This window comes from Govania unica (assembly GCF_027920805.1).
Lineage (GTDB): Bacteria > Pseudomonadota > Alphaproteobacteria > Sphingomonadales > Govanellaceae > Govanella > Govanella unica.
Genome location: NZ_JANWOI010000005.1, coordinates 84,773 through 95,401, shown reverse-complemented (window position 1 = coordinate 95,401; position 10,629 = coordinate 84,773). Strand labels below are relative to the sequence as shown.

9 protein-coding genes are annotated in these 10,629 nt (G+C 59.0%); 7 read left to right on the top strand and 2 right to left on the bottom strand.

What is annotated here, in order from left to right; genetic code table 11:
• Positions 1-71 precede the first annotated feature (71 nt).
• Positions 72-869 carry an MlaA family lipoprotein gene (locus NYP16_RS13925; RefSeq protein WP_274944772.1) on the top strand — a complete coding sequence of 266 codons (798 nt, stop codon included), beginning with the start codon at positions 72-74 and terminating at the stop codon, positions 867-869.
• Positions 870-1,568: 699 nt separating this feature from the next.
• On the opposite strand, the gene ettA is transcribed toward NYP16_RS13925, so the two are convergent.
• Positions 1,569-3,251: an energy-dependent translational throttle protein EttA gene (gene ettA / locus NYP16_RS13920; RefSeq protein ID WP_274944771.1), complete on the bottom strand. Its 1,683-nt coding sequence runs from the start codon at positions 3,249-3,251 to the stop codon at positions 1,569-1,571.
• Positions 3,252-3,590: 339 nt separating this feature from the next.
• Here ettA and NYP16_RS13915 point away from each other — a divergent pair, with 339 nt between their 5' ends.
• Genes NYP16_RS13915 through NYP16_RS13905 form a run of 3 tightly spaced genes read left to right on the top strand, consistent with a single transcriptional unit; the run spans position 3,591 to position 7,186 of the window.
• Positions 3,591-5,558 carry an ATP-binding protein gene (locus NYP16_RS13915; protein ID WP_274944770.1) on the top strand — a complete coding sequence of 656 codons (1,968 nt, stop codon included), beginning with the start codon at positions 3,591-3,593 and terminating at the stop codon, positions 5,556-5,558.
• Positions 5,559-5,578: 20 nt separating this feature from the next.
• Entirely contained in the window at positions 5,579-6,736 is a 1,158-nt protein-coding gene (locus NYP16_RS13910; protein WP_274944769.1) for an iron-containing alcohol dehydrogenase, read from the top strand.
• A gap of 9 nt (positions 6,737-6,745) precedes the next feature.
• Positions 6,746-7,186 (top strand): acyl-CoA thioesterase, encoded by a 441-nt coding sequence (locus tag NYP16_RS13905; RefSeq protein ID WP_274944768.1) that lies wholly within the window; start codon positions 6,746-6,748, stop codon positions 7,184-7,186.
• Between the two features lie 9 nt (positions 7,187-7,195).
• On the opposite strand, the gene NYP16_RS13900 is transcribed toward NYP16_RS13905, so the two are convergent.
• Positions 7,196-7,903: a TetR/AcrR family transcriptional regulator gene (locus tag NYP16_RS13900; RefSeq protein ID WP_274944767.1), complete on the bottom strand. Its 708-nt coding sequence runs from the start codon at positions 7,901-7,903 to the stop codon at positions 7,196-7,198.
• 435 nt (positions 7,904-8,338) lie between these two features.
• Between NYP16_RS13900 and NYP16_RS13895 the strand changes: the two genes are divergently transcribed.
• The 3 genes from NYP16_RS13895 to NYP16_RS13885 are packed head-to-tail and all read left to right on the top strand — an operon-like array spanning position 8,339 to position 10,614.
• The gene (locus NYP16_RS13895) at positions 8,339-9,472 is read left to right on the top strand and encodes an amine dehydrogenase large subunit (RefSeq protein WP_274944766.1); all 1,134 of its coding nucleotides are present in this window, start codon (positions 8,339-8,341) and stop codon (positions 9,470-9,472) included.
• An 11-nt stretch (positions 9,473-9,483) separates the two neighbouring features.
• Positions 9,484-10,023, top strand: a complete 540-nt coding sequence (locus NYP16_RS13890; protein WP_274944765.1) for a MauE/DoxX family redox-associated membrane protein — start codon at positions 9,484-9,486, stop codon at positions 10,021-10,023.
• Positions 10,024-10,026: 3 nt separating this feature from the next.
• On the top strand, positions 10,027-10,614 hold the full coding sequence (locus NYP16_RS13885) for a redoxin family protein (protein ID WP_274944764.1): 588 nt from the start codon (positions 10,027-10,029) through the stop codon (positions 10,612-10,614).
• The last annotated feature ends 15 nt before the right edge of the window (positions 10,615-10,629 follow it).

The window sequence follows — 10,629 nt, the reverse complement described above, 5'->3', positions numbered from 1 at the left end:
GTAAGGATGTGCTAACCGCAAACGCGCTATGGCACACTACGCCAAGACCTTAGTAAGCCACGGGTGAGAGAATGATGATGCTGCGCAAAATCCGGCCTGCGACCATGATGTTCACAGCAAGCCTGCTTGCCGCAGCGGTTCTGCTGTCAGGATGCGCCACGCGCCCCCCGGCGAGCGACCCGCTGGCCCGCGCCGAATTCAGGCGCATCAACGATCCGCTTGAGCCGCTCAACCGTGCGACCTTTGATTTCAATATGACCATGGACCGGTTTCTGCTGAAGCCGGTCTCGGATGCCTATCGCTGGGTGGTGCCCTCCCCGATCCGTCGCGGCATTTCGAATGTGCTCGACAATCTCCAGTCGCCGCTGATTTTCGCCAATGACCTGCTGCAGGGCGAATTCGATCGCGGCGGGGTCACGCTTGCCCGCTTTATCACCAATTCGACCGTGGGCGTCGCCGGTATTTTTGACCCGGCTGCCAAATGGGGCCTGGAAAAGCATAAGGAAGATCTGGGCGAAACCTTTGCCGTCTGGGGCGTTGGTGAAGGATTTTACCTGGTGCTGCCGTTCTTCGGCCCGTCAAACCCGCGCGATGCGCTTGGGGTGACCGCCGAATTCTTTGGCGACCCGGTGAGTTTGCTGCTGGAAAACAACAATTTGAAAGAAGTGTCCTATGCCCGCACCGGGCTTGAGGTGGTTGATTTCCGCCTGCGCTATGACGAAAATATCAAGGCGCTGAAGAGAACCGAAGGCGATCTTTATGTGCTGATGCGCACCGCCTATCGCCAGAACCGTGCCTATCGCATCTCGAACGGCCGGGGCGGGGAAACCAAACAGGAAGAAGAACTGTTTGATCAAGAGATGAAGTGAGGGGATTGGGGATAATGGAGAAGCCGCCTGGGTTTGGGCGGCTTTTTTTATGTCTGCTGCGGGGAGAGGAAGGACTGGATCGCCACCCCGCTTGCCCGGCTCGTGATAACGGGGGAGGCCTTACCTCATTGTCATTGCCGGGCTTGACCCGGTAATCCATGGGCCTGTGGGGTGGTGGTCAAGATGCATTGGCGGGTCAAGCCCGGCAATGACAAAAGAGGTATAGGTGCCATGGGCGGCAGAGGCCTGGGGATGAAGGGCTGGGTTTTCGCCTGCGATCTGGATGACGGGTGGATCTATGGGACGGCTGTGACCGGCAAACGTGGCGGCACGGAAACCATTACACTTATCTGGATGACGGGTGGATCTATGGGACGGCTGTGACTGTCATTGCGAGGTGGAGCCGAAGCAATCCAGTTCTGTCTGCGCAAAGGAAGTCTGGATCGCCACGCCGCTAGCGCGGCTCGCGATGACAGGGAGGCCTATTTTCACATTGTCATTGCCGGGCTTGACCCGGCAATCCATGGCAACGCAGGGACGGTGTCAAGGTGGATTGCCGGGTCAAGCCCGGCAATGACAAGGTATAAAATACCCGGCAATGACAAGGTGTGAAGACCCCGTAATGACTGTAAAAAATGGCCCCGGAAAGCAAAGAAGGACCCCGCTGGGGGCGGGGTCCTTCTTTCGATTGGGTTGGCCTTAAACGCGGGTCAGTTTTTTGTAGCTGAGGCGCGTGGGGCGGTCGGCGGCGGCGCCTAGGCGGCGGTGGCGGTCTTCTTCGTAGGCTTGGTAGTTGCCTTCGAACCAGACCACCTTGCTGTCGCCTTCGAAGGCCAGCATGTGAGTCGCGATGCGGTCGAGGAAGAAGCGATCATGGCTGATGATGACCGCGCAGCCGGCGAATTCCTCTAGCGCTTCTTCAAGGGCGCGGAGGGTTTCGACGTCGAGATCGTTGGTCGGTTCATCGAGCAGCAGGACGTTCGCGGGCTTGGCCAGCAATTTGGCCAGATGGACGCGGTTGCGCTCCCCGCCGGACAGCTGACCGACTTTCTTCTGCTGGTCGGAGCCCTTGAAATTGAAGGCCCCCACATAGGCGCGGGTCGAAACTTCGCGCTTGCCGAAGTTGAACATGTCGTTGCCGCCGGAGACTTCTTCCCAGACGTTCTTTTTGTCGTCGAGGGAATCGCGGCTTTGGTCCACATAGCCGAGAACCGCTGTCTCCCCGAGGGTCAAGGAGCCGCTGTCCGGCGTTTCCTGACCGGCGATCATGCGGAACAGCGTGGTTTTACCGGCGCCGTTCGGACCGATCACACCGACGATGCCGCCCGGCGGCAGACGGAATTCAAGATCTTCGAACAGGATCTTGTCGCCGTAAGACTTGCCGAGGCCTTCAGCCAGGATGACGTTGCCGCCAAGACGCGGGGATGGCGGGATGACGATCTGGGCCGAGCTGATGTTGGGCCCCTGCGAGCGTTCCACCAGTTCCTCATAGGACTTGATACGGGCCTTGCTTTTGGCCTGACGGGCCTTCGGGGTCTGCCGGATCCATTCGAGTTCGCGGGCCAGAGTTTTTTGGCGGGCGTCTTCGGTGCGGCCTTCGAGTTGCAGACGGCGCTGCTTCTGTTCGAGCCACGAGGAATAGTTGCCTTCCCACGGAATACCCTGACCGCGATCAAGTTCAAGCACCCAGGTCACCACATTGTCGAGGAAATAGCGGTCATGGGTGACCAGAATGACGGTGCCCTTGTAATCCTGCAGATGCTTTTCGAGCCAGGCGACGGATTCGGCGTCCAGATGGTTGGTCGGTTCGTCGAGGAGCAGGATATCCGGCCGTTCGAGCAGCAGGCGGCAAAGCGCCACGCGGCGGCGTTCCCCACCCGACAGCGGGCCTACTTCGGCGTCGCCGGGCGGGCAGCGCAGGGCTTCCATGGCCAGTTCGACACGGCTGTCGAGATCCCAGGCGTCGGCGGCGTCGATCTTTTCCTGCAAATCGCCCTGTTCGGCGATGAGGTCGTTCATCTCGTCGTCGGTCAGCTCCTCGGCGAAACGGGCGCTGACCTCGTTGAAGCGTTCGACCAGTTGCTTGAGATCGCGGAGACCTTCAAGGGCATTTTCAAACACGGTTTTGCTGGCGTCGAGATGCGGTTCCTGCGGCAGGTAACCTACGCGCACACCGGCGGCGGCCCAGGCCTCCCCCTGAAATTCAGTATCGAGGCCGCCCATGATCTTCATGAGCGTCGATTTACCCGAACCGTTCACGCCGATAATGCCGATCTTGGCGCCGGGCAGGAAGGACAGCGTGACGTCCTTGAAAACCTGTTTGCCACCCGGATAGGCCTTGGACAGGCCTTTCATCACATAAACATACTGGTAAGATGCCATAGATCTTATGCCTTTGCGCGTTGGAACGGTTAGCCGGTCTGCCCGTCTCCGTTTGCGAGCCCCGGTTTCGGGGCGCTACGGACAGTGAAACTTGTGCCTTAGATAGCGAATCCGGGGCGGGGAAACAATGACCGTGGATGAAAATTAAATGCCCAATCTGCTCCGCGCGAGGAAAAACCACGTCTTCAACCAAGGAAAGTTCTTTATTTACACGCAAAAATGCCCTTAATCAGTCAAAGTGACGTCCGTCGACGGGAAAGGTTCACCAGTGTCACCAGCCGGATCAAGAGCACGCGGCCCGCAAGCCCGGCTCGACATCATGCATCAGGGCAGCGCCCCATGAAATTACGGCTTCAGGCAAAATACACCCTGATGCTGGGTGGCATGGCGCTTGCGGTGTCTCTGGCGCTGATCTTCCTGTTTGTCATCGTGACCCAGAGAACCGCCGATGAACTCAACCGCGCCAGCATCGACGCCGCAACCGTCGCGCGCGAACGCCAGACCGAGCGGAAAGGCCGCGAGCTCGTGGATATGCTGACCGGCGCGCTCGCCCATCACCTGACTTTCGACAACCGCAATCTGGTCACCAAGACCGTTCTTCGCACCCTCAAGATGCAGGATGTCAACTCGATCCGGGTCTATGACGCGAACGGCATCATCATTGAGGACGGAACTCCGTCGCATGCGAATGTCGGTCGTGAGGCCCCGTTGCCGGTGCTCACGCAGGTGCTAGGACGGCGCGAAATTAATATTGTTCAAAATCAGGACTTTACGATTATATCCGCGCCCATCCTGAATGGTGACCAATTGCTTGGAGCCATCAGCCTTCGGTTGTCGCATGAAAATTTCCGTCTGGAGCTTGCCGAACGCCGGGTCATGCTGGATACGCTGGCGGACGCCAATTACAACAAGGTTCTGGGCTATATCCTGCTGTTTCTGATCGCCGTCACGCTGTGCGCCGTGGCCGTCGGCACGCTGACCGCCCGCCGCATGAGCCAGCCGATCGAAATCCTGCACCGGGCGGTGAGCCGCATCGCTGCCGGAAAATTTGAAATCGTCTGGCCGACACGGCGCAATGATGAAATCGGCGAACTGGCCGACGGTTTGAAAAAAATGGTCCATCAGCTCAGGACCCAGACCGTCTCCATGACTTACCTTGATGATATCATCAGCAGCATGTTCGATTGTCTGGTGGTCACGGATTCCCGTCAGCGCATCGAAAAGGTCAATGCCGCCACCTGCCGCCTGACCGGCTACAGCCCCCATGACCTGATCAATCAGCCCTTCGCCAAACTGTTGATGCCGCCGGGGAACCAGTTGCTGCCGATCGGCGAACAGTTTGACCCGGGCAATCTGAAGCCGACCGGAGACGGGCTTGAGATCAACACCATTTTTGCCAAATCCGGTCAGGAAATTCCGATCCAGATGGGCGTCACCGTCATGGCCTCCCATGTGGACGGCAAGCCGCGCATGGTCTGCATGTTCCGCGACGTGTCGGAGCAACAGAAACGCGAACGCGAATTGCGCCACGCAAAGGACGAGGCCGAAATCGCCAATGCGTCGAAATCGCAGTTCCTCGCCAATATGAGCCATGAACTCAGGACTCCGCTCAATGCGGTGATCGGTTTTTCCTCCATGCTGAAGGACGAAATCAAGGGGCCGCTGACCAGCACTTATAAATCCTATGCCACCGATATTCATGACAGCGCCCAGCATCTGTTGGCGATCATCAATGACATTCTGGACCTGTCGAAACTTGAAGCCGGCAAAATGGATATTTTCGATGAGGACGTGACCATCGAGGAAGTCGTGCATTCGACCATCCGGCTGGTCAAGACCCGCGCCGATGAACGGCAGATCAAGCTTGAGATCGACCTGCCCACGGACCTGCCGGATATTCTCGCCGATCAGCGCATGCTGAAACAGGTGCTGATCAATCTGCTGTCGAATGCCGTCAAATTCAACGTTCCGGGCGGGCGGGTCTGCGTCTCGGCCCGGCTGCGACTGGACGGGGCGCTGGCCATCGCCGTCGCCGACAGCGGCATCGGCATGGACCCGGATACTATCCCCCGTCTGCTTGAACCTTTTTCACAGGCCGATGCGGCGTTCAACCGCACCTATGCAGGCACCGGGCTTGGGCTCGCCATCACCAAATCCATGGTCGAACTGCATGGCGGCCAGCTGACCGTCGACAGCGCCGTCGGGGAAGGCACCACCATCACCATCATTCTCCCGCCTGAACGCGTGGCCCACGACCCCGCCAGCAACCCCGGCGGTCAAAGCACGACACAGAATTCTGGAGCGTAAAGACCCCTGAGGGAGTGAGCATGAGCGCGTCTTTCACCTTCGAAACCGTTCCCCTGATCCAAAGTGAGCCCGGAGGATCCGCGACCCTGGGCGCGACCCTGCGCACGCGGTTCGGCATTCGCCGGCTGTTGATCGTTACCGACCCCGGCATCATCCGCGTGGGTCTCCTGGATCATGTTCTGCCCGGGCTTGAGGCGGCGGGCATTGCCGTTGCCATTTTTGACCGCGTGGTGGCCGATCCGCCGGAAGCCATCGTGCTTGACTGCGTGGCCGCGGCACGGGCTCATGAGGCCGACGGGGTGCTTGGGTTCGGGGGTGGGTCGTCCCTCGATACCGCGAAAATTGCCGCCGTGCTGGCGCGGTCCGGGCAAAGCCTGAGCGATATCTACGGTGTTGGCAATGTGAGCGGCGGGCGGCTGCCGCTGGTGCTGGCGCCGACGACGGCGGGCACGGGGTCGGAAGTGACGCCAATCGCCATCGTCACCACCGGAGAGACCACCAAGACCGGGATTGTCGACCCGACGCTTTATGCCGATCTGGCGCTGCTGGACGCTGATCTGACGCTGGGTCTGCCCGCCGCGGTCACCGCCGCCACCGGCATCGACGCCATGGTCCATGCTATCGAGGCCTATACCTCCAGGATCAAGAAGAACCCGCTGTCGGATGCGCTGGCCCGGGAGGCGCTCGCGCTGCTGGCCGGGAATATCGGCACCGCCTGTGCGGATGGCCGGGATCGCGGGGCGCGTGCCAATATGCTGCTTGGGGCCATGCTTGCCGGGCAGGCCTTTGCCAATGCGCCGGTCGGGGCCGTTCATGCCCTCGCCTACCCCATTGGCGGCATTTTTCATGTGCCGCATGGGCTGTCAAACGCGCTGGTGCTGCCGCATGTGCTGCGGTTTAATCTTTCCGAGGCGGCTCCGCTTTATGCCGAGCTTGCGGCGGTCATTGTCCCGGAAATTTCAGGTTCGGTGGAGGCGCGGGCCATGGGCTTTGTCGCCCGGCTTGAACAGCTTGCCGCGGCGGTCGGGATCGAACGGCGGTTGCGCGAGGTCGGCATCAGCCATAACGACCTGCCGCGCCTTGCCGAAGACGCCATGAAACAGACCCGGCTGCTGGTCAATAATCCGCGCCAGCTGGGCTATGACGATGCGCTGGCCATCTATGAATCCGCCTATTAGGGAGTGATCATGTCGACCACTGCACCTCAGCTGCCGAGCCGTGCCGAATACCGTCATTTTCTACCGATCCAGACCCGCTGGATGGACAATGATGCCTATGGCCATGTGAACAACGTGATTTATTACGCCTATTTCGACACCGTGGTGAACGAATATCTGATCCGCGCCGGGGTGCTGGATATTCATGGCGGCGACGTCATCGGGCTGGTGGTCGAAACCACCTGCCGCTTTCACGCCTCGCTGTCCTTCCCCGACATGGTGACGGCCGGGTTGCGAGTGGCGCGGCTTGGCAATTCATCGGTGCGCTATGATATTGCCATTTTCCGCAATGATGATGAGCAGGCCGTGGCCGACGGTCATTTTATCCATGTCTATGTGGATGCGGCGACGCGGCGGCCGACCCCGATCCCCGCCGCCTTGCGTGCGGCGCTTGAACATCTCGCGATTTGATCGCCCGGATTAACGGCGCGCGGGGAACACCACCGGGATCGGGTTGAAGGTTTCGGCATTGTCCTGCAGCTTCCAGATATCCTCGGAGGTGATGCTGCGCACCATGTCCACGAGCGCTTTGATGGCGATATTTTCAATCTGCGGCATCTGATGCGCCCAGGGTTTGTTATAGCCCGCGAAAATGGTCGTGCCCTCAAGCGAGGCCGAAATATAGAGCGCCACCACCTCACGCTCGCCTTCGGACAGGCGCGGGTTGATGAGCGGGATCAGCTGATTGAGCACGCCGCGCGCACGCCGATAGACATTGTCGACTCGCTCGGCCAGAACCGCATCATAATTGCTGAGCGCCCAGAGTTCGGGGAAGAAATTGGTGGTCTTCTTGGTCTGGATATCATCGAGAATAAGGCGGATGACCGACTTCAGACGTTCTTCGGGACTGCGCGACAGGTCATTCAGGATGGAATCGAAGACTTCCTCGTAACTGTTGAGGACGCTGTCGATCATCTCCCGCACCAGAAGATCCTTGTTGGGGAAATAATAGGTCACATTGCCGACCTTCATGTTGCAGACCTCGGCAATGCGGCGCAGCGTCAGGGCCCGGTAACCCTCGTCCACCATGATCTGCAACGCCGCGCGCAGAATCTGCTCCACCGTCTCAAGCCCACGCGCATAGGTGCCCGGCCGGATCTGAATCTTGAGAGGCGGCACTTCGACCATAGTCGTCAGGCTCCATTTTGAAGGCGTGATGGCCTCCCATCACTGCGACTCTTTTGTCACAGTGACGGGAGCAGGCGAAAAAAAACATGTGACGCAAATTTTGACACTTGACCAAAATTTGTCAATCGTCCTAATCTTCTCACACAGTGGACAAGCAGCGACATATAAAAAAACGCGCCACCCTGTAGTTTCTGAGAGAACTCGACCGACTTTCGTACCCAGACCGTCTTGTAACTGACGCTTCAATAATCCGCCTGTGAAAAACCGCCGAGGGGCTGTGTCTTTTTGCTGGCGAGTGATGTGGGACTGCCGCCTGTTGTTGGCGGATCAAACGATATAATAGCCGCTCGCGCGGTTGAAAAGCGGGGTTTCGCCATGCGCAAACGTTACAGCCGTCTTTTGTCTTATCTATCCGGAGTAGTATTGACTGCCGGAATGATATCTTTATGCGGGACAGCCGCCGGGGCCGCTGATTTTCCCGAGCCGCTCGCGGTCGAACAGACCCCGAATGTGCTCACCTTGCCCGCGAAATACCCGAAAAACTGGGTTTTTCTGCATGATTTTTATTTCCCTAGCATCATCGACGGCCGGGTCGCTCTGGTGGATGTGACTGCGGACACGCGCAATCTCAAAGGGCAAATCCCGGCAGCGCAATTCGCGAATTTCCTGCCGGCGACCAGCCGCCCCGAATTATATGTGGCTGAGACCGCCTATTCCCGGGTGACGCGCGGAGAGCGCACGGATGTCATCACCATTTACGATACCGCGACGCTTGGGATCAAAGGCGAAATCATCCTGCCCGGCGGCAAGCGCGCGCTGAATGTGACGCTGAAAAATAACTTTCAGTTCACCGACGGCGAACGATTGGGGCTGGTGTTCAATTTCACGCCCGCAGCATCGGTCACCGTGGTTGATCTTGAACAGCGCAAGATTTTGAATGAGGTTGAAACGCCGGGATGTTCCCTCGCCTACCCGACGGGAAAGCGCGGCTTTTCCATGCTCTGCGCCAATGGCACGCTGGCCAGTTTCAAGCTTGATGCCGCGGGCAAAATGATCGCGCAGTCCGAGAGCAAACCGTTCAACAATCTCGATCACGATCCCATGTTCGCCATGCCCGCGCATGTGCAGGGGGTTGCCTATTTCCCCACCTTCCTTGGTCATGTGCAGCCCATCGATTTTCACGGCGAAGATGCGAAAATTCTAAAGCCGTGGGATCTTGTGACTGCGGCAGAGGCGAAATCAGGCTGGCGGCCGAGCGGCTGGCAGAACGTCAGCGGTGACGATGGCGGGCGGCTTTATGTGTTGATGCAACCCGACGGCAAGAACGGCAGCCACAAGGAAGGCGGCACTGAAGTCTGGGTTTATGACGTGGCCAAGAAAGCCCGCGTGCAACGTATCGTGTTGAAGAACCCGGGCTTGTCGATCGAAGTCACCAAAGGGCCGCAACCGCTTCTGGTGGTGATCAGCCCGGTCGGCAGCATCGATGTTTATCAGAGCGACGGTAAATTGCAGCGCAGCCTCGGCGGCAAGATCGTTGATACCGCCATGGTCATGCATGCTGTTCAGTAAAGGGCGCGCTTATGTTGACTGACATTCTGAAAGAAATGAGCACGCCGATTGCATTGGCCCTTGCAGCACTGCTGTTGATGGCCGCTGTGCATAAACTGAGCGACCGTTCGCGCATGCTTGAAGCCGTCACCAGTCTGAGCGGTCTGTCGGCGGGACTTGCGCCCGTCGCGCTGACGGTTATGGCAGCCCTTGAGGCCGCGGCCGCGATCCTTTTGCTGTGGCCGCAGACCGCCATGCTTGGTGCCGGAATTGCCGTGGCCATCTGGGGCGGCTATCTCGGCATGATCGTGAATGCCATCGCACGCGGCCGTCGTCATCTTGATTGCGGATGCAGTTTTGGCAAGCGCCATGGGGCCATCGGCGGCTTTGATGTTCTGCGCAATCTTGTGCTGATCAGCTTTGCCGGGCTGGTCATGGCGGCATCTCCGGCAAGCCATGCCTTTGCCGATCCGACGGCCATTCTCGCCGCACTTGGATTTGTTCTTTTGTATATCGCCGCGGAACAGCTTGCAGTCCTTGCTGTTTACACGTCCGTTCATCACAGGAATTGATTGATGACCTATCTCATCGCGTCGCAAATTCTGCTTTGGATCGCTGTTCTCGCACTTGGGGCTTTGGCGATCGCCCTCGCCCGCCAGGTCGGCGTGCTGCATGAACGCATTGCGCCTGCGGGGGCGCTGACCCTGCCGTCCGCTGTCAAGGCCGGTGATATGGCCCCGGACCTGATGGTGACCACCTTGACCGGGCAACAGATGCAGGTCGGCGGCGTCCGTCAGGGACGCAGCCAGCTGGTATTTTTCCTCGCGCCGGATTGCCCATTGTGCAAATCCTTCCTGCCGGTTTTGCGCTCGGCCGCATCGTCGGAAAAAGGCTGGCTTGATATCGCACTCGCCAGCGACGGCGACGCCGCGCAGCATAAAGCCTTTATCGCCGCGCAGAATCTTGAAAGCTTCCCCTATGTTCTGTCGGAACTTCTGGGGCGCAGTTTCGGCGTCGCCAAATTGCCTTATGCGGTGCTGATCGACGAAGGCGGCAAGATCGCCTCCTTGGGACTTGTGAATACCCGCGAACATCTTGAAAGCCTGTTCGAGGCCAAAGAACGCGGCGTCGCCAGCATCCAGCAATATCTCGCGCGGCGCTGATGTCCGCTTTGATCA